We start from the raw sequence: 23347 nt of genomic DNA, 5'->3' as shown, positions 1-23347 counted from the left end.
GGCCCGTGCCGGCACGGGAAGCCGCATGGCCGCCCGCCGGCGGAATTTCGCCCCACCAAGGAGACCAACATGTCCGATCCGCAACGCCGGGAGTTTCTCGCCGCCGCGGCCGCCATCGCCTCGATGGCGACGCTGGCCGGAACGCAAGCGGCGGTCGCCGGCGATCCCAGCTTCATGAACAACGTCCCCGATCCCGCAGTGTCGGGAAAGGACCTGCCGACGTTCAAGTTCGCGCTGGAGAAATCGGGCGGCAAGGTGATCGGTAACAGCTACGGTAAGGAAGCCACCGTTACGCAGCTGCCGATCTCCAAGGGAATCGCCGGGGTTTCGATGCGGCTCGAGCCAGGCGCGATGCGCGAGATGCACTGGCACGCCACCGCGGCCGAATGGGCGTTCGTGTTCGAGGGGCGCGTCCGCACCACGGTCGTCGATCCCAACGGTTTTGCGGAGACCAACGATTTCGATCCGGGCGACGTCTGGTACTTTCCCCGCGGTCACGGCCACATGCTGCAGTGCCTTGGCGACAAGCCCTGCCATTTCATCCTGATCTTCGACAACGGCTATTTTTCCGAGTTCGGCACCTTCAGCATCACCGACTGGATCGGACACATCCCAAAAGCGCTGTTGGCGAAAAACTTCGGCGTGCCGGAATCGGCGTTCGACAACTTCCCAAAGGAAGAAGTGTATTTTGCCCGCGGCAAGCCGCCATCCACCGAGCCGTCGGTGCCGCTGCAGGGCTGGAAGCTGCCGCCGCAAACGCACAAATACCGCCTGCTGGCGCAGACGCCGAACGGCACCTTTCAGGGCGGCCGCGAATGGCGCGTCGATTCAAGTCGCTTTCCGATTGCGAAAACCATCACCGGCGTCGTGCTCGATCTCGATCCCGGCGCGTTGCGGACGCTGCACTGGCATCCGAACGCCGACGAATGGCAGTATGTGCTCGACGGCACGGTCAGCGTCACCCTGTTCGGCTCGCACGGGCGCACCAGGACCGAGCAACTGCAGCAGGGCGACGTCGGCTATATCCCCCAAGGCTACGGGCACTCCATAGAAAACGTCGGCGACAAGCCCGCGCGCATCCTGATCGGCTTCAATTCCGGAATCTACGAGACCATCGACCTGTCACAATGGATCGCGGCCAACCCGGCCGACGTGCTCGCCACCAATTTCAGCCAGCCGCCGGAATTGTTCGGGAAGTTTCCCCATCGCGACGTGTTCGTCACGGGCAAGGATGGACCCGGCAAATAGGCCGGGAATCGGAAAGCTCACGCCGGCAGGGGTTTTGGCACAGGCGCGCCGTTGAGCAGCTTGCCGATCTCCGGCTTGCATGCCCCACAATTGGTGCCGGCCTTTAATCGTTGACCAATGGCTTCGACGTTTCTCGCGCCTTTGTTGATTTCGGCCGCGATTTGCCGTTGCCCGATGCCGAAGCACGAGCAGACGATCGGCCCGATATCTTCGCCGGCTTCCAGCGGCTGCCCTGTAAGCAGCGACATCCGCGCCTTTGGCGAGAGCGTGTTTTCCGCGAACAGATTGGTCAGCCATGAACGCGACACCAGCCTGTGGTCCGAGGCAATGAAGATGCATCCCTCCAACCGTCCGTCGCGAATGCTCGCGTAACGATACCGGCCGATGCTCGGATCGCGATAGGCGAGCCACTCAATATCGTCCTGCTCGGCGCGAAGCTGCGCGCGCGCCCAGTCGCGCCAGCTCGCCGGCCGTTCCTCGATCGCCAGCTCCATGCGCCAGCACATGCCCGACCGTCCGGAGACCCAGTACCCCTTCTTCGGGCGCTCGATCTCGTGACGGCTGAGAATGAAGGCATGCCATTTCGGCAAGTATGGCTCGGCCTTCACGGGCGTATGCTTGGATTCCGGCTGTCCGGATATCGGGTCGGTCGCGGGATTGACCAGCGCGTTGATCAGGCCGTCGCCGGCATACTCGCCATTCCAGTGCATCGGCACGAACACGCAGCCGCGCCGCTGTTCGGCGGTGACGGTCACGCGCGCCACCATCTGGCCCCACGGACTGGTCAGCCGGGCGAGCGCGCCATCTTCGATACCGGCCTTGCGCGCATCCTCGGGGTGGAATTCCGCACAGGGCTCGAACATGTGCAGCATCAGTCGCGGCGATTTCCCGGTCCGCGTCATGGTGTGCCACTGGTCGCGAATCCGGCCGGTGTTGAGAATCAGGGGGTGCTCGCGACTGGTCGGGTTCTTGGGCGGGCGTGGCGTGACCGGAATGAAGCGCGCCTTGCGATCGGGGGTGAAGAACCCTCCGGTCTCGAACAGCCGCGGCGTGCCGGTCGGATAATCCCGCGTCACCGGCCATTGTACCGGGGCCAGCGTCTCGTAAGCGCGATCATCGAGCGTGCTCAAGGCGGAGAGATCGAAGTCCCGCGCACCATTATTCTCAAAGCCCGAGAGGCTGGCATGCTCCCGAAAGATCTCGGCCACGCTCGTATAGTCGAAGCCCGAAAACCCCATGCGGCGGGCGACGTCGCAGACGGTCCGCCAATCTGGACGCGCGGCGCCGGGCGCTGGCATGAACGGCCGTTGCCGGGAGATGCGGCGCTCGGAATTGGTGACCGTGCCGTCCTTTTCGCCCCACGCCGTCGCTGGCAGCAGCACATGGCCGTGACGCGTCGTATCAGTGTGGCGCATGCAATCCGACACCACGACGAGATCGCAGGCATCCAGCGCGGCGCGCGCGCGCGTAACATCCGGCAGGCTGACCAGCGGATTGGTGGACATGATCCAGACCGCCTTGATGCGCCCGTCGGCCATCGCGTCGAACATCTCGACCGCCTTGAGCCCGGTCTTGTCGGCGATGACGGGCGAGCGCCAGAACCGCTGCACGATGTCGCGATGGCGCGGGTTCTCGATCTCCATATGGGCGGCGAGCTGATTGGCGAGACCACCGACCTCGCGTCCGCCCATCGCATTGGGCTGGCCGGTGAGCGAGAACGGCCCCATGCCGGGTTTTCCGATCCGGCCGGTCAGCAAATGGCAGTTGATGATCGCATTGACCTTGTCGACGCCGCTGCTCGACTGGTTGATGCCCTGCGAATAGAGCGTGACGACGCGCTCGGTCTTAGCGAACCAGCTGAAGAACTGCTCGACCGCACCGCCCGTCAGCCCGCAGACATCCGCGGTGTGCGCCACGGTCTGGCCGGCGACTTGCGCCAGCGCCGCCTCGGCGCCGGTGGTGAAATCGCCGACGAACGCGCCATCGGCCGCCTCGTTCTTCGCAAGATAGGCCAGCAATCCGTTGAACAAAACGGAGTCGCTGCCGGAACGAACCGGCAGATGCAGATCGGCGCCCTCGCAGGTCGCCGTCCGGCGCGGGTCGATGACGACGATGCGGCAAGCGGGATTTTTCGCCTTCGCCGCCAGCATGCGCTGGTGCAGGATGGGATGGCACCAGGCGGCATTCGAGCCGACAAGGACGAGCAGGTCGGCCAGTTCCAGATCTTCATAACAACCCGGAACGGTGTCGCTGCCGAAGGCGCGCTTGTGACCGACCACGCTGGAGGCCATGCACAGCCGCGAATTGGTATCGATATTAGCGGTGCCGACAAAGCCCTTCGCGAGCTTGTTGACGACGTAGTAGTCCTCGGTGAGAAGCTGGCCCGAGACGTAGAAGGCCACGGAATCCGGCCCGTGCTCCCGGATCGCCTTGCTGAATCCATCGGCGACATGGCCGAGCGCGGCATCCCAGGTCGCGGCTTGGCCGTCGACCATCGGCTCGAGCAGGCGTCCTTCCAGATCGATTGTTTCAGCCAGCGCCGATCCCTTCGCGCACAGCCGCCCGAAATTTGCCGGATGCACCGGATCACCCCGGACCGTGACCGCCCCCGCCTGATCCCTGTCGGCCACGACGCCGCAGCCGACGCCGCAATAGGGACATGTCGTCTTGACTGGCACGCGTCGTTACCCTCAATCGGCGGAAGCGGTGACTGCCTCACGAACGGACAGCCACACGGTGCCGTTCTCCACCTTGGCCGGATACGAGTGCGCGCATCCCTCGTCGGGAGCGACCGCCTCGCCGTTCGCAAGCTCGATGACGAAATTGTGCAACGGACAGGTGACGCGCTTGTTGTGCACGATGCCTTGCGACAATGGTCCGCCCTTGTGCGGGCAACGGTCGTCGAGCGCGAATACCTCGTCGTCTTCGGTCCGGAATACCGCGATGTTTCCCGACGCCGTGCGCACCACGCGGGCGCCGAGGCGCGGAATCTGGTCCAGCGCTCCGATTTCAATCCAGTTTGTCATGCGAGCTCCGGTCATGCGAGTTCGAGCTCCGCCATCGGCGCAAACTCGTTGCGATCGACACCGCGTTGGGCGCGTTCCGCCCACGGGTCGCTTTGCGAGAATTGCTGCGAATACACGAAGCGGTCGTACAGCGCCTTGCGGTTGGTGAGATCATCGACCACCTGCTTGCGGATGGCATCGAGCCCGACACGATCGCACCACTTGTACATCCGCTCCAGATACCAGCCCTGCTCGCGATAGAGCTGCGTCAGTGCCGCGATCAACTCCAGCGTCTCCTCCTCGCTCGCCACCTTGGCGAGGAATTCGGTTCCCTTGATGTGAAGGCCGGCGGCGCCGGCGAAATGGATCTCGTATCCGGAATCGACGCAAATCACGCCGACATCCTTGCAGGTCGATTCGGCGCAGTTACGCGGACAACCCGACACCGCCATCTTCACCTTGGCCGGGGCCCATGACCCCCACATGAATCTTTCGATCTTGATGCCGAGCCCGGTCGAGTCCTGGGTGCCGAAGCGGCACCATTCCGAACCGACGCAGGTCTTCACCGTGCGCAGCCCCTTGGCGTAGGCATGCCCTGACACCATGCCGGCGTCGTTGAGGTCGGCCCATACCGCGGGCAGATCCTCCTTCTTGACGCCGAGCAGATCGATGCGCTGGCCGCCGGTGACCTTGACGGTCGGAATCTTGAACTTGTCGGCGACGTCGGCGATTGCGCGCAATTCGTTCGGCGTGGTCACGCCACCCCACATCCGCGGCACCACCGAATAGGTGCCGTCCTTCTGGATGTTGGCATGGACGCGTTCGTTGATGTAACGCGACTGCTGGTCGTCGCGATATTCGCCGGGCCAGGTGGCGAGCAAATAATAGTTCAGCGCCGGCCGGCAGGAGTGGCAGCCGTTGGCGGTCTTCCAATCCATGAACTTCATGACATCGGGGATGGTCTTCAGCTGCTGCTCGACGATGACGCGGCGCGCGTCGTCATGGCTGTGATCGGTGCACTTGCACATCGGCTTGACCTTCGGCGCCGTCGAGTAGTCACCGCCGAGCGTGAACGCGAGCACTTGCTCGACGAGGCCGGTACATGAGCCGCATGACGATGATGCCTTGGTGTGGGCGCGCACGTCATCGATCGTGAACAGCTTCTTTTCGGCAATCGCCTTGACGATGGTGCCCTTGCAAACGCCGTTGCACCCGCAGATCTCCGCCTCGTCGCCCATCGCGGCGACCGAATTCTGGCCGGCGTGACCGCCGTCGCCGAGATTGGCCGCGCCGAACACCAGGCGCTCGCGCATCTGCGAGATATCGGTGCCGTCGCGCAGATGCTGGAAATACCAGGGCCCGTCGACCGTATCGCCGTAAAGCACGGCGCCGACGATCTTCTTGTCGCGCAGGACGATCCGCTTGTAGACGCCGCGCGCGGCGTCCTGCATCACGACTTCTTCCTTGTCCGCGCCGGGCGCGAAATCGCCGGCGGAGAACAGGTCGATGCCCGTCACCTTCAGCTTGGTCGAGACCACCGATCCCGAATAGCTGGCAAAGCCCTTCATGGCGAGCTGATTGGCGCAGACCTTGGCCTGGTCGAACAGCGGCGCGACCAGGCCGTAAGTCTGGCGACGGTGCTGCACGCATTCGCCGACCGCATAGATGCGCCCGTCATAGGTCTGCATGGTGTCGGAGACGACAATGCCACGCTCGCAATAGATGCCCGCCTTCTGCGCGAGCTCGATGTTCGGGCGGATGCCGACGGCCATCACGACCAGATCGGCCGGCAGCTCCACGCCATCGGCAAAGCGCACGCCCGTGACGCGGTCCTCGCCCAGGATGGCCTGCGTCTGCGCCGGCATCTTGAACACCATGCCGCGCTCTTCCAGCGACTTGCGCAGCATTCCGCCTGCAACCGGATCGAGCTGCCGTTCCATCAGGCAGTCGAGCAGATGCACGACGGTGACGTTCATGCCGCGCTTCATCAACCCGTTGGCGGCCTCGAGGCCGAGCAAACCTCCCCCGATCACGACGGCGTTCGGATGGCTCGTCGAGGCTTCAACCATGCGCTCGACGTCCTGGATATCCCGAAAGCCGATGACGCCGGGGAGGTCCTTGCCGGGAAGCGGCAACATGATCGGATTGGAGCCGGTCGCAATCAGCAAGCGGTCATAGGGAACGCGCGCGCCCTCGGCCGTGACGACTTCGCAGGTACGCCGGTCGATCATGACGATCGTCTCGCCCTTGCGCAGCGTGATGCCGTTGTCGTCGTACCATTGCTCGGTGTTGAGCATGATGTCATCGACGGACTTCTCGCCGGAGAGAACCGGCGACAGCAGGATACGATTGTAATTACCGTAAGGCTCGGAACCGAACACCGTGATGTCGTAGAGATCGGGCGCACGCTCCAGCAGCGTTTCCACTGTGCGGATGCCGGCCATGCCGTTGCCGATCACCACCAGCTTCTGCCTGCTAACTTTCTCGAGCATGATCTGCCTTTCGCATTCCGACGACACCGCGCGTCGACGCGACATGCGCCGTCGATCGGTTGAATTAGTGGTTGGGAGTTTTGAGGAGCCCATCCGCGGGCAGCTGACCATCATCAATGACGATCGATATCTGCTTGAATACAAAACGCGTGCCAACTCGGGCACAGCGATTCCGCCAGCGATATCAATAGCTTTATCGGCCGCCGCGAATTCAGGCGTTTGTGCGCACCGCACAAAAAAGCACCACCCTGCGCGTTTCAGTGGCGCGGTTTGCTGCCCGCGGCAGCAGACCGGGTCTTATTCCCTGGCGGTGGAATAGCGGTCAACGCGTTGCGATTAAAGGCAAAGTGCCGCTCGCAATCGAATGGCACGGTTATTGCTGCCTTTAGAACCAATCGAGACCGTCTCAATGACGAGTACGGCTCTCGCTTTCACCACATTCCATCAGATGTGCCGAGACCTGCCGCACCTGTGCGCATGCTCGGCCGCATGATCGCGAGGCTGTCGCAATGAAGTTTGCTGAGTTCAAGAAGGCTGGCCATTGGCCGACGCTGCTGGCTGCGTTTCTTTACTTCGACATCAGTTTCATGGCCTGGGTCGCGCTCGGCCCGCTGATGGTCTACATCGCGCACGACATGAACCTTGCGGTCAGCGAGAAGTTTACGCTCGTGGCCATCCCGGTTCTGGCCGGCGCGCTGCTGCGCGTCCCGATGGGCATCCTGGCCGACATCATCGGCGCCAAGCGAACCGGCATTATCGCGCAGCTCATCGTCACCGCGGCAACGGCCTGGGTATGGCGGTACGGGCTCGACAGCAAGCTTGCGATCATCATCTTCGGCCTGGTGCTCGGCATTGGCGGCGCGTCCTTTGCCGTCGCCCTGCCGCAGGCGAGCCGCTGGTACCCGCCGCAATATCAGGGCGTGGTGATGGGCATCGCAGGCGCCGGCAATATGGGCGTCGTCATCGATACGATGCTCGCACCGACGATCGCCGAGCATTTCGGCTGGCAGGCCGTGTTCGGTTTCCTGCTGATTCCGATGGTGCTGGTGCTCGCATACTACGTCTTTGCGGCCAAGGATGCGCCGGGCGAGCGCAAGCCGATCTCGCTGAAGGCCTATACCACGCTGCTGCGCGACCCTGATAGCCGCTGGTTCATGTTCTTCTACTTCATCACTTTCGGCGGCTTCGTCGGCCTCGCCAACGCGCTGCCGCTGTATTTCACCGTGCAGTATCACGTCTCCGGCGTCGCGGCAGGTCTGCTGGTCTCGCTGATCGTCGCGTTTGGCTCCGGCTTCCGCCCGGTCGGCGGGCTGATTGCCGACCGCATCGGCGGCATCCGCTCGCTGTCGGTGCTGTTCGCGGTTGTCATCGCGGCTTATCTCGTCATCGCCTTCATGCCGGAAGGACCGGCGGCGCCATCAGCGGCGGGCTGGTCGCTGCTGCAGATGCCGCGCATCGCATGGATGTCGGTGCTGCTGTTCTCGATCGGCACGCTGGCACTCGGCATGGGAAACGGCGCGGTGTTTCAACTCATCCCGCTCCGCTTCCGGCAGGACATCGGCCTGATGACCGGCCTGGTCGGTTGCGCCGGAGGCGTCGGCGGCTTTTTCCTGGCCCAGGCGCTCGGCACCGCCAAGGCCGCAACCGGCGGCTTCGGGGCCGGCTTCCTGTTTTTCGGGGCGCTGGCATTGCTTGGCTTTATCGGACTTGCCATGGTCAAGGTCCGCTGGCGCACCACTTGGGGCGCGGTTTCGGGGGCGCGGGTCTGACGACGCGCGCTTCCAGAGCATGATCCGGAAAAGTGAGGCGCGGTTTTCCGTAAGAATCATGCTTAAAAAGAAGGAGCTAACGCGATGACGATTCGAGTCAATCTCATCGCGCCGTGCTGCTCGGCAGGTCGCTGACGTGACGATCGGATCGCAGAGGAATCTTCAGGTTCGCGTCGGTTTCGTCAGCGAGACCGGCAAGCGGGCGACCAACGAAGACTACGTCGCGGCCTGCCTCGGTCAGACCGGCACATTCAACCGCGACATCGTTGCCGCGGTGGCGGATGGCGTCGGAGGCCACAAGGGCGGACGGGAAGCCGCCGAACTGACCGTGCGTTGTTTTCTCGACGCCTATTATTCGCTTCCCGAAACGCTGGGCGTTCGGCGCATCGCCTCGCGGGCGCTGGAGGCCGCCAACAGCTGGATCCATGCGCAGGGCCGCGTCGATTCCAGGCTCAGCGGCATGAGCTGCGCGTTCTCATCGATCATCCTGTCGCGGCGCACCTGTCACATCGTTCACATCGGCGACACGCGCGCCTACCGTTTGAGCGAAGGCCGTCTGGAGCGGCTGACCAAGGATCACGTCGCTGGACGCGGCGACCTCGCACACGTGCTCAACCGTGCCATCGGCTTCGAGGATTTCGCGCGCGTCGACCATACCGCGGTCGGGCTGCGGCAACACGACCGGTTGCTGATCTGCAGCGACGGCATTCACGGCGTCCTCGACGACGGCCGCCTGCAGGTACTGCTCGACGAGCGCGCTTCGCCTGAGGAAACCGCGCGCAAGCTGGTGGACACGGCGCTGGCCGCCGGCAGCAGCGACAACATGACCGCGTTGGTGCTCGACGTCATCGACCTGCCGCCGGCCGACCGCAACGAACTCACCCACGCCATCGAAACCCTTCCCATCCTGGAACTGCCGTCGTCCGGCGAGACCATCGACGATTTCGTGCTGCAGGAGGTGCTGTCCGACGGCCGTTATAGCCGGCTGTTCGTCGCCACCGACAAGCGGCAGAACCGCAAGCTGGTGCTGAAATTTCCGCACCCGCGCGTCGCCAGCGAAGGTTCATATCGTCTCGCCTTTGTGCGCGAAGCATGGGTGGCGGCCCGCGTCAGAAGCCTGTGGATCGGCGAGATCATCGAGGTTCCCGCCGGGCGCCAGACGCGGCTCTATTCGGTGATGCCGCTGTACGAGGGCGAAACGCTCGAGCAGCGGCTGAACCGCTCGCCGCAGCTCTCGCTGACCGAAGGCATCGGGATCGCGACCAAGCTGTCACGCGCGATCGCGACCTTGCATCGTGCGGGCATCATCCATCGCGACATCAAGCCTGACAACGTCATCCTGCTGGCGGCCGGCGGATTGCGGCTGGTCGATCTCGGCGTCGCCCGCGTGCCGCTGCTCGAGGATTTCCCGGCGCAGGACATTCCGGGCACCGCGAGTTACATGGCGCCCGAACTCTTCAGCGGCCGCGCGGGTGACGAATTTTCCGATCTCTATGCGCTCGGCGTGACCGTCTACCGAATGTTCAGCATCGCTTACCCTTATGGCGAGATCGAACCGTTTTCGCGGCCACGCTTCGGCAAGCCGGTTTCGCTGTCGCGTTACCGTCCCGATCTGCCGGCCTGGCTCGATGCTGTGATCGGCAAGGCGCTCGCCGTCGACCCCACCCAACGCTTCGGCGACGTCATCGAATTTGCCCACGAGCTGGAAAACGGCGCGATGTGGGCCAAACCCGCCGCCGAAAAGCGGCGAGCGCTCTATGAGCGCAACCCGCTGGTGTTCTGGAAAGTATTGTCGGCGAGCCTCGTCATCCTGGTCGCGATACTTCTGGCGTGGCGCTAACGCTCAGCGACGGCATCCGCCGGAACTGGCGTCCGAACCCCGACGAGTGGCAATGCGTCGTTTACTGCCGGTATTCCTGATGGCTATAATTTAAGAGGCTGCAAACTTGCCCTGACGTTTGGATACACAAGCGAGACCGTTCCGTGCAGATCCTTGAGCAACTGGGTTCCGGCGAGGGCCTGCCGACCGAGGCGATCCGCACCGCAACCGCCGATCGGACGATCGTGGCGCCGCTGCTGCTGGACGCCATCGATAGATGTGAGCCGAAAAGCGACGTCGAGGAGAATGGCCTCTTCATCGCGTTCCATCTTCTTGGCCAGTGGCGGGAGAAATCAGCGTATCGCACGATCGCGCGCTTTTTGCGCCGGCCGGACGTCGAATTGATTCTCGGCGACGCCACAACTGCGACCAGCCACAAGGTACTGGCAAGTGTTTTCGATGGCGATCCAGGTCCGATCTACGACATCATTCGAGATCCCAAGGCGGATGAGTTCGTGCGCTGGAGTGCCCTCGACGCCCTCGTGATACTCGTTTTTCGCGGCGAACTCGACCGGGCTGCGGTCGCCGATTTCTTGCGGTCGGCCTTCGACGATTTGCAGCCTCGGGATGTGTGTGCCGTGTGGGACGGCTGGCAGGGCACGATCGCTGTGCTGGGGCTGGTCGAGCTCGAGCCCCTGGTGCGCAAGATATTCCGGCTCGGCTTCAATGACCCGATGCTGAAGGATTTGAAGGATTTCGAGGATGATTTGAAGGAGGCCTGCGCCGGCGGCCCGCTTCCGCCATGGCGGCGCAAGGAGTACGAGCCGTTCGGCGACGTCATCGAGGAATTATCGGGCTGGGAGATGGTCAATCCGCAGGAATATCAGGATCAGATCGCTGACGACCCGAGCCTCGATCCGTGGCCGATAACGCCGGCGCACAACCCGCTCCGCAATGTCGGCCGCAACGACCCCTGCCCTTGTGGCAGCGGCAAGAAATTCAAGAAGTGCTGTATCGGCAAAGCCGAAACGCCGCAGATCGCGCCAAGCAGCGATCCTGTCGACATCGACGAGGTGTATGAATTCGACGGCACCGCAGACCGGATCCGAGACTACGATCCGCTGGTCTATCCTGATCCGGACGACTGGCTCGCGACCGACGAGCAACTGCGTATTGACGTGGTCGAACGCTACCACCGGCGCAAGGGTATCAAGGTGGAGCGCGCAGCAGCGCATGCGGCCATGCACGTGGTCGTTGAAAACCAGATCGCGGAAGGAGATCGATGGCCGGTACGCGGCACCCTGCTGCGGCTGATCGCCGAGGGACTCGATCGTCACGACGCGATCCATGCGATCGCCTCGGTCCTAGCCGTTCACCTCAACGAGCAGCTGCGCGACGTGGGTTCGCAGGCACGGCGGCCCGAGCAGCAGTCCGACCGCGATTTCACGGCCCGGTATTTTTCCGAGCTTGAAAAGCTGACGGCTGAAAGCTGGCTGCGCTCCGGATAATATTCGTAGGGTAGGTCGTGCTTGGGCAGCGTTACCTGCCTTACGTCTCGATCCCCCGGTCGAAATCGTCCTCGAAGCGCAGATGCTTGACGCTGCGGCCCCGGCGGCGCACCAGCTTCAGGGCCTCGATCCCGATCCTGATGTGGATCTCGACATAGTTCTCGGTCACCGTCCGGTCCGACGCTTCGGTCTTGACGCCCTCGGGGATCATCGGCTGATCGGACACGAGAAGCAGCGCGCCGGTCGAAATATGGTTGGCGAATCCTGCCGCGAAAATCGTTGCCGTCTCCATGTCGATCGCCATGCTTCGCGTGCGGCGCAGGATTTCCTTGAAGCGATCATCGTGTTCCCAGACGCGGCGATTGGTGGTGTATACGGTGCCGGTCCAGTAGTCGCGACCGAGATCGCGGATCATCGTCGACACCGCGCGCTGCAACTCGAACGCAGGAAGCGCGGGAACCTCCGGCGGCAGATAATCATTCGACGTCCCCTCGCCGCGGATGGCGGCGATCGGCAGAATCAAATCGCCGATCTGGTTTTTGCGCTTCAACCCGCCGCACTTGCCGAGAAACAACACGGCCTTTGGCGCGATGGCGCTGAGCAGATCCATCACGGTCGCGGCGTTCGGGCTTCCCATGCCGAAGTTGATCAGCGTGATGCCGTCGGCCGTCGCGTTGGGCATCGGCCGGTCGATGCCGTTGACCGGAACCCCGTTCCCTGCGGCGAACCATTCGACGTAATTGTCGAAATTGGTCAGGAGCACATAGTCCCCGAATTCGGAAAGCTGTGTGCCGGTGTAACGCGGCAGCCAGTTTTCCACGATGTCCTTTTTGTCTCGCATTGCCCTTCGACTCACCTCGCGGCGCCCAACAAAGCCAAGACTATCACGCCGACAACGACCGTGCCGCCGCCTTCGGCATCAAATTGCGAGGTAGCCATTCAAATCACGAAGAAGCCATGGCTGGCGTCGCGCCGGAGCTGGTCGACCAGGCCATATTCCCAGTCGAGGTAGGCCTGCATTGCAGCGGTCGAGACATCGGTGCCCTCATAGGGACGCCGGTAGCGGTGCGACGGATCGGGCTTTGGCAGGACCACGGGCGGGCCGACTTCCAGCGCGCCGTCATAGCCGCCATCGAGCACGTAGGTTTCCCATCCCATCTGCGCGAGCCAGGACGCGGTCATGTCGGCGCGGGCGCCGAGATTATCTGACAGAAGAATCCGCGCGCCGCGCACCGGCGCTGCCATGTCGATCTCCTGCACCAGCTGCCCACCGGCATAATGGCGGAAGCCCGGGAGGTGACCGGCGGCATATTCCTCGGCGCCGCGGACGTCGAAACGATAGAGTGTGCGGCTGGTCTGCGCCTGAAGCGCCCGCGTCTCTTCCGGGCCGACACGCCGCACGCCGGCGCGATACGCGACATCGCGCGCATTGGCTTTTGCATTCTCGGAAGCGCCGATGGCACCACGACGGCCAGAGCCGTGTTCGAGATCCTGCTTTGCCAACGTCCAGCCGATGGTGCCGTTGCGCAGCGCCACCACTTTGTTGGCGACGCCGGCATTGATCAGCGACTGGGTGCCGATGATCGAGCGGGTGCGGCCGGCGCAATTGACGATGATGGTGGTTTCCGGATCCGGCGCCGCCTCGCCGGCGCGCAGCACCAGTTCGCCCCCGGGCACGCTGATCGAGCCCGGGATGTTCATGGTCGCGTATTCATCGAAGCGGCGAACGTCGAGAATCCGGATATTGGCCTTGCGCGCAATCAGGCTTGCCACCTCTTCCGCCGCCAGCGACGGCGTGTGGCGGCGATGCTCCACCAGTTCGCCGAACGCCTTGGCGTAGGAGTTGACGTCCTGAAACAGCTCATAGCCCGCCGCCTGCCAGCCTTGCAGCCCGCCTTCGAGCGCGCGGACGTTGGTGTATCCCAGCGTTTTGAACTGATCGACCGCCTGCGTAATGAGGCCTTCGCCCGAGTCATAAACCACGACCGGCACGTCCTTGCGCGGCAGCCGTATCTCGGCTTCGAGCACGATGCGGCCGGCCGCCATGTTGGCGGCAAACAGCGGATGGCCGGTGGCGAAAGCCGCCTCGTGCCGCAGATCGAGCAACGCGATTTCGTCGCGCAGCAGAAGCGCGGTGCGGACTTGCGAGGGTGTGACGGTGGATTGGGTCATGGCAGGGCGGGTCTGGAGGTGGCGTTGCTGCCGTCATCGCACAATGCGGCCAGTAATTCACCAGCAAATAACGAATGGCGCACTACCCTTCACCATGCAGGAGTCTTGATTTGACGCGTTCTCTTGACGCGAACCGGTGTCCACCCCGGATCAAGTCCGGGGCAGGCTTTCGCTGGAAAACGCTCTTAGAGATAGACTTCGTCAATATTGACGGACGATTCGACGCCGAGCTTGACGAAATGGTTCGTCAGCCAGTCGTTCGCGCATTTCCGGCCCTGGTCGCGAAGAAAAACCAGAAAGTCCCAATCGGCGTTGTATTTGCTGGTCGGGCTGAGCGCCCCCATGAATTCATCGTCGGCGATGCTATGGATGAACATCTGCCGAATGTCTCCGCCCACGATACGGTTCTGCTTGACCAGCCTGGTGATGAAGCTGACCGCCCGCATCTCCCGCATCAGCGATGAATTGAAACTGATCTCATTGATGCGGTTCAGGATGTCGACTGCCGCACGCGGCAAATCCTTGCGGAACAGCGGATTGATATGAACGATGACAATATCGGAGCTCTTGCAGTTGTAGATGAGCGGGAACAGCGCCGGATTTCCCATGTAGCCGCCGTCCCAATAGGCCTCACCGTCGATTTCGACGGCGTGAAACATGGTCGGAACACATGCCGAAGCCATCACGGCCGAAGCTGAAATTTCAGTCCCCGAGAAGATCTTCACCTTGCCGGTGCGAACGTTGGTCGCAGACAGGAACAGCTTGACCGGACAATCCGGACGCCTCAGCACCTCGAAATCGATCGACTGTTCAACCACTTCACGCAACGGGTTATAGTCCGACGGGTTGAACTCATAGGGCGACAGCACGCGCGTCACGAAGCCGAGCAGCGAGAAGACCGGTGACCAGGTCAGCCTGTGGTTTCCCAGCAGCCGGTCGATCGGGCTTGGTTGCAACGGTCCCAACCTCGCGGCGTCACTGACACGCTTCCAGTAGTCGGTCAGCGCCTTGCGCGCCCCTTCGCGACCGCCGACGGAAAGCCCGTAGGCAAAGACCGCCGCATTCATCGCGCCGGCACTGGTCGCACTCACTCCCTCGAAGGCAACGTCCTTTTCGTCGAGCAGCCGGTCGAGCACGCCCCAGGTAAAGGCGCCATGGGCGCCGCCACCCTGAAGGGCCAGATTGATCGTCCTCACCTGGTTGGAGAGTGCCGGTCCGTCGCCGGCGCCCCCTGCCTCAGGCATTGCTGCCGAATAGCGCCCCGAAGCCGCTTCCATCGCAGAACTCCAGTTTCAATGGTGTTCGCAAACAGTCAGGAAGAAATGTGGCTCCCGAGGACGGCATCCGCAAGCAGACCCTGGTCAATAGATGTAAAACAGCCGCACCGCGCGGGGACGCTCCACGTCAAGACACCGCTTCTTCCGGGAGATCGGAAGGAAACTCGCCGAATGCCGCGACCATTTTTTCGGCATGCGGAGCACCTGCCACGGCCTCGACCAGTTCGAAGAACAGCGTCTTGTAGGACAGGATGATCACCCCCTCGGACCTCAGCCTCACCAACGCAGCATCGACATTGCGCGCCGACGAAAACAGCAGCTCCTCGACCGCGAAAACCTCAAAACCCATTTCGAGAAGGCCGAGGCAGGATTGCAGGACGCACACATCGGTCTCGCAACCCGCAACGATGATTTGCGTCTTCTTCAGCCGCTTCAGATGGGCCCGGATCGGCTTCTCCTTGGTGAGGTCGAAGAAATCCTTCTCGAAAACCTTTGCAGCGCTGCCGAGCGGCGCCTTGATATCCTGCGGCACCGCACCTTTTCGGTGAATTGGCCGCTCGAGCGTGACGACCGTCGGAATGCGCATATACGCAAGTAGGCGCGCGAAGTTGCGCATGTTCTTGCGCAGGCGAGAGCGGTTGCGCGGCTCGAGCTGCGCCAAAAAGAAATCCTGATAATCGATGATCGCGCCGCAACACTGATCGGCGTGGACGCGCTTTGGGGCTGACATGCCGCGACGATAGTTCGTCCGCCGCCGTTTGGCCAGAGACGGGCCGCGCGTGAACGCCGCAATCAGGGCGCTCCCGCGTAACGCGACTCATTCGCGGTGATACTTCCATGTCGGCTAGGTGAGATAGATCACGGTCCTATGTGGCCTGAGTGAGGTTGATCATTCGGCGACACGATCGGCACGGGCCGAATGTGCGACTGCATTTTCAGGTCACACTGCGCAACGCGCCTGCGGAGGTTCGACGATGAGACCGGTTTCGACGATCGTGGCAGCCGTGGTGCTGATGACATTTATGGCGGCTTCCACGCCCGGCCTGACGCAAGCCGGACCTGCCTCGCCACCAGACCACCCGGCCCTGCTCGAAGAAATCACCTTCCTCGATATTCGCGCGCCGGGTGGAAACTACCGGCTGGAAACCTTGATCGTACGGTTGGCTGCCGCGAAAGGACGGCTGCCGGTCGCTTTGCTCACGCATGGCAAGCCACGGCTGCCGTCCGAACTCGTGAACATGCGCGCCCCGTTGATGGCGCCGCAGGCCCGCGACCTCGCCTATCGCGGCTATCTCGCTGTCGCCGTGGTACGGCGAGGTTACGGGCTGTCGGGCGGGACGACGGGCCAGCCCGCCAATGCGGCCTATGCCAAATGCAATGATGCCGACCTGCGCCGCTACTTCTCGGTGGAGGCCGATGATCTCGAACGCGCGTTGCGCGTCGTGGCCGGACGCGGCGATGCCGATGCCACGCAGGTGATCGCGATCGGCGGCTCCGTGGGAGGCGGCGCCGCGCTCGCGCTAGCGGCGCGCAATACGCCGGGGCTGAAAGCGGTCGTGAATCTCGCCGGCGCCATGCGGATTACCGACGCCCAGGGACAGCTCGCCTGTCCGCAGGACATGCCGATCGCGGCGCTGGCGTCCTTCGGCAGCCAGACAAGGACGCCGACACTGTGGGTCTATTCGGAGAACGACGGCAATTTCGGGCCCGATGCCGCACGCAAGGTGCATGCGGCCTATGTCGCGCAAGGCGGCGTCGCCACTTTGAAAATCGCTCCGTCGCTGCAACCGGCCGACGGTCACAACATCTTCGAGCTTCCGGCAGGGCGGCAGCATTGGCTGGCGGCGCTCGATCCGTTCCTGCGCGCGCAGAACCTGCCGACCTGGAGCGCGCAGCAGCTCGATGCCTTGATGCGGAAATACAATATGCCGGCGACCCGCCGGCCGTGGCTCGAAGGATATTTCTCGCTCTACACCCCCAAAGTGCTGGTCCGCGCGCCGAACGGCGTCCCGAGCTATTCCGCGAGTACCGGCGGGCTTGAACCCGCGCAGAGATCCGCTTTGGAAAGCTGCGAGAGGGCGGCCAGGATGGCCTGCAATCCGGCGATGAAAAATTTCGATATCGTGGCGAACTGAGGGGCGTCGCCATCGCGGCATCAACACCGTCGCCTGAGTTTGCGGCGCGCGCAGCGCATGTGACGTCACGCGCGACGATCACGTCTTCCGCGCGCCGCTGCAATCAGCCGCGATCAGAGATCGGTTCGTTCCTCGGAGATATCGCGGCGCTTTTCCATGTTGAAGCGCCCGGCATAAATGGGTCTGCCGCCGGTGGTTGGTCCCGGATATTGCACGATCAGGATATCGCCACCCGTCGCCGTTTCGAACTTGCCTTCGAAATGCGGATCGGGATGAAAGATCATCGTTCCCTGCGTGTAGATGACGTCGTCGATCTTGAATTCGCCGGACAGGATGTACCAGACCTGCGCGAAATCGTGGTTGTGAATCGGATGATGGGCGCCAGGCTCCAGCCGCAAAATTCCGGCGTTCGGTTCGGTCGGCCGTTCCGGCCGCGGGTGAAACAGCATCTTGCCGGTTTCGCCCGGCCAGCGGATGGTCTCCCACTCGAAATCGTCGATGTGCTTGGCCTCGTACGGCAAATGCTTGCCGCCGGCTGAACTGGCCGCTGGTTGCATCGTCATTCTCCCTGGCTGGTTTTGGTCGTTTTTCGCGTGCTGGATGTTGTCGGGGCCGCGGCACCGGCCACGCGCCACCAGTCGAAATGCTCGGAAGATTTGCCGTGCGAGGATTTGGCAACCACCATCAATATCCGCGCTTCGTCGTCACCGATATTGTCGGCGCGGTGCGGCAGTTCGGAGTTGAGTAAAATGCCTTCGCCCGCTGCAAGCTCGAAGATTTCGGCGCCGACATGAAACCGGATGCGGCCTGAGAGCACGTAGCAATATTCCTGCCCCGGATGCGACACCATCAGATCCATCCGGTTCTTGCGCGGGAACGATAGATGAAAGACCTCGATGTCGTCGTTCGGCATGCCGCCGGCAAACAGCCGCCAGCGATAGCCGGTGCTCGGAATATCATGGTCTTCGCCGCCGTCGCCGTGGCGATGCACGGTGATATCGCTGCGCAGCCGGTCTGGCGGATCGGCGAACAGTTCACTGACGCCGATGTCGAGCGCCTGTGCAATCTGGATCAGGTTGGCGACAGAGCTTGAGACCTGGCCCCGTTCCAGACGCGACACGAACGCATCCGAGAGCCCGGTGGCATCGGCCAATTGCTTCAGCTTCATGCCGCGCGCCTCCCGCAACGTGCGGATCCGACCACCCAGCCTGACCAAGGCTTCGTCCTGGATTTTCATGGCATGGAGCATTTCCCGAATTTGCCTTGTCGTCAACAAAAATTGCTTCACGAGCAATTTTAGTTGCCAGCAGCGGTCATCTCAGGCCCGGCGCGAAGTGCGGCCTTCAGCGCTTGCGCTGTCGCGGCCGACGCTCCGTCGGCCGCATCGGCGCGTAGAGGCGGACGAGTTCCTGCACCATTGCGACCAGCCGCGCGCGCAGTTCCGCGGGTTCGACGACCTCGATGTCGGCGCCGAGCGCGATCAGACCGGTCGCGGCCCGCTCAACCGACTCGATCGGGATCGTGACGCTAATCCAACCGTCGGCATCAACAGGCGTTGCCGTCTCGGCCGCCGCCTGAGCGACGCGTGAGCCGAGCACGTCGAGCCTGGCGAGGCCGCGCGCCGTCACGCGCAGCGTGGCGTTGGAATGATAGACGCTGGTTTCGAACGCGCGTGACGAGGTGACCCAGAAGCGCGCCAGGTCAAAATTCTTCCGCCGTTCGAACGACTCCTCGGTCACGGCGAGATCGATGAAATTGGAGACGCGATAGGTGCGCGGCTGATCGCCGACCTGCGCGACGAGATACCAGATGCCCGCCTTGAGCACGAGACCGAGCGGCTGCAGCCGGCGCTCAACCGCGCCCTCGGCGCGCTTATAGTGCACGTCGAGGCATTTCTCGTTCCACACCGCGTTGGCGATTGCCGGCAGCAGCCTGGCGTCATCGGCACCGCGGAACCAGCCAACGGGATCGAGGTGGAAGCGTGCGGCGACGCGGCCTGCATTGGCGCGCGACCGTTCGGGCAATGCCGCGCTCAATTTCAGTTGGGCCGCCGTGAGCACGTCGGCGAGCCCGAGTTGCGCTGCGGGTCCCGGCAGGCCGGCGAGCGACAATGTCTCGGCCTCGGCGGGCGAAAGGCCCGTGAGCTTGGTGCGGTAGCCGTCGAGCAACTGAAATCCGCCGCTTGGGCCGCGATCCGCATAGATCGGCACGTCTGCGGCGCTGAGCTGATCGACGTCGCGATAGATGGTGCGAACCGAAACCTCGAACTCGCTCGCCAGCTCTTCGGCCGTCATCCGGCCGCGGGCTTGCAGAAGCAACAGGATCGACAACAGCCGGCTCGCGCGCATTTCCGCAGCCTAACAGAAAATACCTGACACATCCTGTCAGGTATGGCGGCGCATAATGAGACCAGCAATCGCCGACGCCGTCACGGGTCGACGAAACACTAAATAATACACTGAAATTACGACGATATTTCCTCGAATGGCCGCAACACAGAGAACAGGAGACGATCATGTCGACATTGGTGTCTGAACGCCGTCAGCCGATCATCACGCCCAAACTTCTGGACCGGGTACCGGCGCAACGCTCGACCCCGCGGACACCGGCCACGCACGAGCCGGCAGCCGCGGTCCCCGCTCACGCGGTGGTGACGCCGCGCTCAAGCTGGAGCCTGATCCTTGAATTGATCGTCGCAACGCTGCACGTGTGGCATTGCCGCCGCATGGCGCGCCGCGAACTCGCCAGCCTCGACGAGCGAATGCTCCGCGACGTCGGCCTCGATCCCGGCACCGTCTACTACGAGGCAAGCCAGTCGTTCTGGCGGACCCCTCGCGATTGGCGGAGTTGATAAGCGTAATCTTTGCTCATCCGTGATGGGCTGGTTTCATCGGCAGCTTGGCACGATCCATTTCTCTTGCGATGTCGCCGACACCGGTTTTTTGAGGACGGGAAACGGGTGGCTGCGCTGCGTCCCCAACTGTTAGAGCGCCCTGACACAACCTTCTGGAGCGCTCGTCATGGAACTGAAAAACAAGTCGATCATCGTCACTGGCGCAAGCAGTGGGATAGGCGCAGCGGCGGCTTTGCTGTTCGCAGCCGAGGGCGCCAAAGTGGTCCTTGGCGCGCGCCGATCGGCGGAGATGGAAACGCTTGCCGGGCAAATCAATCAAGGCAATGGCAGGGCTGTATTCCTTTCCGGCGATGTAAGGGATGAAAACTACGCCAATGCTCTCGTCGATCTCGCCATGAGGGAGTTCGGTGGGTTGGATGGCGCATTCAATAATGCCGGCATCGTGGGAGAGATGGGGCCGGTCGCCGATATGGGAATCGCCAATTGGAACGATGTCGTGTTGGTCAATCTGACAAGCGCGTTCCTGGCCGCGAAGGCGCAGATACCGGTCATGAAAAAGCGAGGGCAAGGTTCGATTGTCTTCACGTCTTCCTTTGTCGGATTCAGCAACGGGGGAATGCCGGGAATGGGGGCCTATGCGGCGTCCAAAGCCGGGTTGATCGGCCTGGTGCAATCGCTGGCATCCGACCACGCCGCAGATGGCGTCCGGGTCAATTCACTGTTGCCGGGCGGCACGATTACGCCAAGCGGCGGAGAGGGAAATCCTGCCGCTTTGGATTTCATCGCAAATCTTCATCCAATGAAACGAATGGCGAATGCAAAGGAGGTGGCGCAGGCAGCCCTTTTCCTGCTTTCCGATCGCTCGACCTTCATGACGGGAAGCCCGATGATCGTGGATGGCGGCATCTCCGTTCGACTGACATAAGCCACACGTCGTCCGAATGGCCAGGACGGCCGAGACGCATTCGGCCCCGCCTACGACAACGGATTGCTGCCGTCATCTTCTGGAGTGGCCGCTCGCGGGGAGGTCGTAGATTTGGCGAAGAAGAAATGGCGCGCCCGAAGAGATTCGAACTCCTGACCCCCAGATTCGTAGTCTGGTGCTCTATCCAGCTGAGCTACGGGCGCGTTTTTCGCTAGGGCCATCGTGGGCTGGTCGCCCCGATGCATCCGAATGGTGTCGGAAACGTCGCGAAAGAGCGCTTTAGCTACCCGCTCCGCGTCCGATTGGCAAGCTCCGGAACGCGGGTTTTGGCAAACGATTTGGCCGGGGCAAACCGGCCAGATCGGTCACAAAATGCAGCAAATAGCGTGATTTACGCCCGTGCCCGCTCGTTGCGGACGGTTTGCAGTTCCACCGGGCGGTCCGGAATCGAGATCCGGAAGGTGGCGCCGATGGTGCCTTCGACCAGATGAATATCGCCGCCATGGGCGCGAACCAGCTCGGCGGCGATGGCGAGGCCAAGCCCGCTGCCGCCGGGCCGGCCGGAGGTCTGGAAGGCCTCGAACAAATGCTCGCGCGCCCTCGCCGGCACGCCCGGGCCGGTATCGGAAACCTCGATGATCGCAACCGCGCCTTCGCGGCGGCCGGTGATGCGAATCTGCAGCGCCGCCGCATCGCCCTTCGGCCGGGACTCCAGCGCCTGCGCGGCGTTGCGCACCAGATTGAGCAGCACGCGAAACATCTGATCGGGATCGGCGTCCACGGTGAGCCCGCGCTCGATCGCGCTGACCCAGGCGATCGAGGCATCGGCGGCAAGGCCCGCGGATTCGCGCACTTCGGCCACGACAGGCTCGACCAGCATCATGCGGCGGTCGGGGGCGGCTTCCTGCACGCGGCCATAAGAAAGGGTCGACTGACAGAAATCGATGGCGCGCTCCAACGAGCGCATCAGTTTTGGCGCAAAGCGCTGCACCCGCGGATCGGGCACGCTGGCGAGCTGGTCGGACAATAATTGCGACGACGCCAGAAGATTGCGCAAATCATGGTTGATCTTGGAGACCGCAAGGCCGAGTGCGGCGAGCCGGCTCTTTTGATGCAGCATCGACACCAGGTCGCGCTGCATGTCGGACAATTCGCGCTCCACGACCCCGATCTCGTCGCCGCGCTGGCTCGGCACGATGATGCGCGCCGAACTTTCCGGGTTTTCATGGAAACCGACCAGGTTCGCGGTCAGCCGCCGCATCGGCCGCACGAACAGATGATGCATGGCGAAATAGACCAGCGCGGCCGTCAGCATGGCGATAGCCAGCGAGACCAGGAGCGTGTTGCGCGAGAAGCGGTACATCGCCTGCCGCAGCGGCGCCTCGTCGACGACGACCTCGATGAATTGCCCGCCGCTGGGCGCAGGTCCCACCACGCGGATCACATGGTTGTCCGTCTCCAGCATGGTTTCGATGGAATCGACGATGGCGGACCATACCGTGATGGTCCGCATGTCGATGTCGTGGTCGATCGCCGTCGGCAAATCGGCGCTGGCGAGCAGACGGCGCTGCTGCCCCATCTTGATGGCGACCGCGCGGGCGCCGACGCTCTTCAAAATCTGCCGCGCCAGCGATTCCGGGACCATGCCCGAGGGGGCGGCGTCCAGCACCAGCGCCGCGGTGCTCGCCGCGGCAATGCGGTCGTTCAGGCGGTTGATGCGGAAATTCGCGATCGCGGGCACGTAGATCATCAGGCCGGCGATCATGACGAGGGGAATGGTGAGCAGCAGCAGCTTGCCGGACAGGCCGAGCCGGCGCGGCGTCGGGGGCCGCGGCGCTTCAATGGTCGGCTGGTCGTCGGTCGCTGACACGAAATATCCGCCTTGATAACCTTGTTTCACGCGCACGACAGCAGCTCAAGATCGGCTTCATGGCCGCCGCCCGCGCGCTGATTTGCGAGGATGCGTTCCGGCCACCGACCGGTCAAATTACCGATCGCTAATGTCGGCCGGTTCCGATGTCAGGGGCGAGTTGCCGTCCCGTCCCTAAAAACCCCGCGAAAACAATAATATTCGCTCCAATTGTGCCATTTCAAAGAAGCCCGATTGTGGCACCGCGCAACATTGACGAAAACAGGTCGCTCC

At 63.0% G+C, this 23347-nt stretch carries 18 protein-coding genes and 1 tRNA gene; 7 read left to right on the top strand and 12 right to left on the bottom strand.

The features are described from left to right. Window positions 1-69: 69 nt before the first annotated feature. Window positions 70-1248 carry a cupin domain-containing protein gene (locus JQ641_RS30835; RefSeq protein WP_249150855.1) on the top strand — a complete coding sequence of 393 codons (1179 nt, stop codon included), beginning with the start codon at window positions 70-72 and terminating at the stop codon, window positions 1246-1248. A gap of 17 nt (window positions 1249-1265) precedes the next feature. On the opposite strand, the gene JQ641_RS30830 is transcribed toward JQ641_RS30835, so the two are convergent. From JQ641_RS30830 to nirB, 3 genes are read right to left on the bottom strand one after another with little or no spacing between them, the layout of a single operon-like run. Then, window positions 1266-3926, bottom strand: a complete 2661-nt coding sequence (locus JQ641_RS30830) for a nitrate reductase (protein ID WP_211999618.1) — start codon at window positions 3924-3926, stop codon at window positions 1266-1268. A 12-nt stretch (window positions 3927-3938) separates the two neighbouring features. Further along, window positions 3939-4274, bottom strand: coding sequence for a nitrite reductase small subunit NirD (gene nirD, locus JQ641_RS30825; RefSeq protein ID WP_211999616.1), 336 nt, complete (start codon window positions 4272-4274; stop codon window positions 3939-3941). A gap of 11 nt (window positions 4275-4285) precedes the next feature. Continuing rightward, window positions 4286-6745, bottom strand: a complete 2460-nt coding sequence (nirB, locus tag JQ641_RS30820; RefSeq protein WP_211999614.1) for a nitrite reductase large subunit NirB — start codon at window positions 6743-6745, stop codon at window positions 4286-4288. 509 nt (window positions 6746-7254) lie between these two features. Between nirB and JQ641_RS30815 the strand changes: the two genes are divergently transcribed. The 3 genes from JQ641_RS30815 to JQ641_RS30805 all read left to right on the top strand — a co-directional run bounded on the left by JQ641_RS30815 (window position 7255) and on the right by JQ641_RS30805 (window position 11841). Continuing rightward, the gene (locus JQ641_RS30815) at window positions 7255-8514 is read left to right on the top strand and encodes a nitrate/nitrite transporter (RefSeq protein ID WP_211999613.1); all 1260 of its coding nucleotides are present in this window, start codon (window positions 7255-7257) and stop codon (window positions 8512-8514) included. Between the two features lie 136 nt (window positions 8515-8650). Beyond that, a complete protein-coding gene (locus JQ641_RS38775) occupies window positions 8651-10354 on the top strand; it encodes a bifunctional protein-serine/threonine kinase/phosphatase (RefSeq protein ID WP_349628648.1) in 1704 nt (567 codons plus the stop codon). Window positions 10355-10497: 143 nt separating this feature from the next. Continuing rightward, window positions 10498-11841 carry a DUF1186 domain-containing protein gene (locus JQ641_RS30805; RefSeq protein WP_211999612.1) on the top strand — a complete coding sequence of 448 codons (1344 nt, stop codon included), beginning with the start codon at window positions 10498-10500 and terminating at the stop codon, window positions 11839-11841. Window positions 11842-11881: 40 nt separating this feature from the next. Here JQ641_RS30805 and JQ641_RS30800 read toward each other — a convergent pair whose 3' ends face one another. The 4 genes from JQ641_RS30800 to JQ641_RS30785 form a co-directional block, all read right to left on the bottom strand. Further along, on the bottom strand, window positions 11882-12682 hold the full coding sequence (locus JQ641_RS30800; RefSeq protein WP_211999611.1) for an AMP nucleosidase: 801 nt from the start codon (window positions 12680-12682) through the stop codon (window positions 11882-11884). Window positions 12683-12780: 98 nt separating this feature from the next. After that, on the bottom strand, window positions 12781-14013 hold the full coding sequence (locus tag JQ641_RS30795; protein WP_211999610.1) for a rhodanese-like domain-containing protein: 1233 nt from the start codon (window positions 14011-14013) through the stop codon (window positions 12781-12783). Window positions 14014-14198: 185 nt separating this feature from the next. Next, the gene (locus JQ641_RS30790; protein ID WP_349628647.1) at window positions 14199-15290 is read right to left on the bottom strand and encodes a patatin-like phospholipase family protein; all 1092 of its coding nucleotides are present in this window, start codon (window positions 15288-15290) and stop codon (window positions 14199-14201) included. Window positions 15291-15417: 127 nt separating this feature from the next. Further along, a complete protein-coding gene (locus tag JQ641_RS30785) occupies window positions 15418-16020 on the bottom strand; it encodes an isochorismatase family protein (protein WP_211999609.1) in 603 nt (200 codons plus the stop codon). Window positions 16021-16264: 244 nt separating this feature from the next. Between JQ641_RS30785 and JQ641_RS30780 the strand changes: the two genes are divergently transcribed. Next, on the top strand, window positions 16265-17425 hold the full coding sequence (locus tag JQ641_RS30780) for an alpha/beta hydrolase family protein (RefSeq protein ID WP_211999608.1): 1161 nt from the start codon (window positions 16265-16267) through the stop codon (window positions 17423-17425). A gap of 113 nt (window positions 17426-17538) precedes the next feature. Here the strand turns inward: JQ641_RS30780 and JQ641_RS30775 are convergent, their stop codons facing one another. From JQ641_RS30775 to JQ641_RS30765, 3 genes are all read right to left on the bottom strand, one after another. Beyond that, the gene (locus JQ641_RS30775) at window positions 17539-17982 is read right to left on the bottom strand and encodes a cupin domain-containing protein (RefSeq protein WP_211999606.1); all 444 of its coding nucleotides are present in this window, start codon (window positions 17980-17982) and stop codon (window positions 17539-17541) included. 2 nt (window positions 17983-17984) lie between these two features. Next, complete coding sequence (locus JQ641_RS30770) at window positions 17985-18662, bottom strand: helix-turn-helix domain-containing protein (RefSeq protein WP_211999604.1); 678 nt, start codon at window positions 18660-18662, stop codon at window positions 17985-17987. A gap of 106 nt (window positions 18663-18768) precedes the next feature. Beyond that, window positions 18769-19773, bottom strand: coding sequence for a helix-turn-helix transcriptional regulator (locus JQ641_RS30765; protein WP_211999602.1), 1005 nt, complete (start codon window positions 19771-19773; stop codon window positions 18769-18771). 167 nt (window positions 19774-19940) lie between these two features. Here JQ641_RS30765 and JQ641_RS30760 point away from each other — a divergent pair, with 167 nt between their 5' ends. Beyond that, window positions 19941-20276, top strand: coding sequence for a DUF1127 domain-containing protein (locus tag JQ641_RS30760; RefSeq protein ID WP_211999600.1), 336 nt, complete (start codon window positions 19941-19943; stop codon window positions 20274-20276). 169 nt (window positions 20277-20445) lie between these two features. Continuing rightward, window positions 20446-21204, top strand: a complete 759-nt coding sequence (locus JQ641_RS30755; protein WP_211999598.1) for an SDR family oxidoreductase — start codon at window positions 20446-20448, stop codon at window positions 21202-21204. A gap of 126 nt (window positions 21205-21330) precedes the next feature. On the opposite strand, the gene JQ641_RS30750 is transcribed toward JQ641_RS30755, so the two are convergent. Both JQ641_RS30750 and JQ641_RS30745 read right to left on the bottom strand, forming a co-directional pair. Further along, window positions 21331-21407, bottom strand: a tRNA-Arg gene (locus JQ641_RS30750). Window positions 21408-21595: 188 nt separating this feature from the next. Then, window positions 21596-23074 carry an ATP-binding protein gene (locus tag JQ641_RS30745; protein ID WP_349628646.1) on the bottom strand — a complete coding sequence of 493 codons (1479 nt, stop codon included), beginning with the start codon at window positions 23072-23074 and terminating at the stop codon, window positions 21596-21598. Window positions 23075-23347: the final 273 nt, after the last annotated feature.

It is taken from the genome of Bradyrhizobium sp. JYMT SZCCT0180 (genome assembly GCF_018130165.1).
In the GTDB taxonomy this organism is placed as follows: domain Bacteria; phylum Pseudomonadota; class Alphaproteobacteria; order Rhizobiales; family Xanthobacteraceae; genus Bradyrhizobium.
The sequence above is the reverse complement of the archived record's forward strand: the minus strand, read 5'-3'. Positions and strand labels throughout refer to the sequence as shown.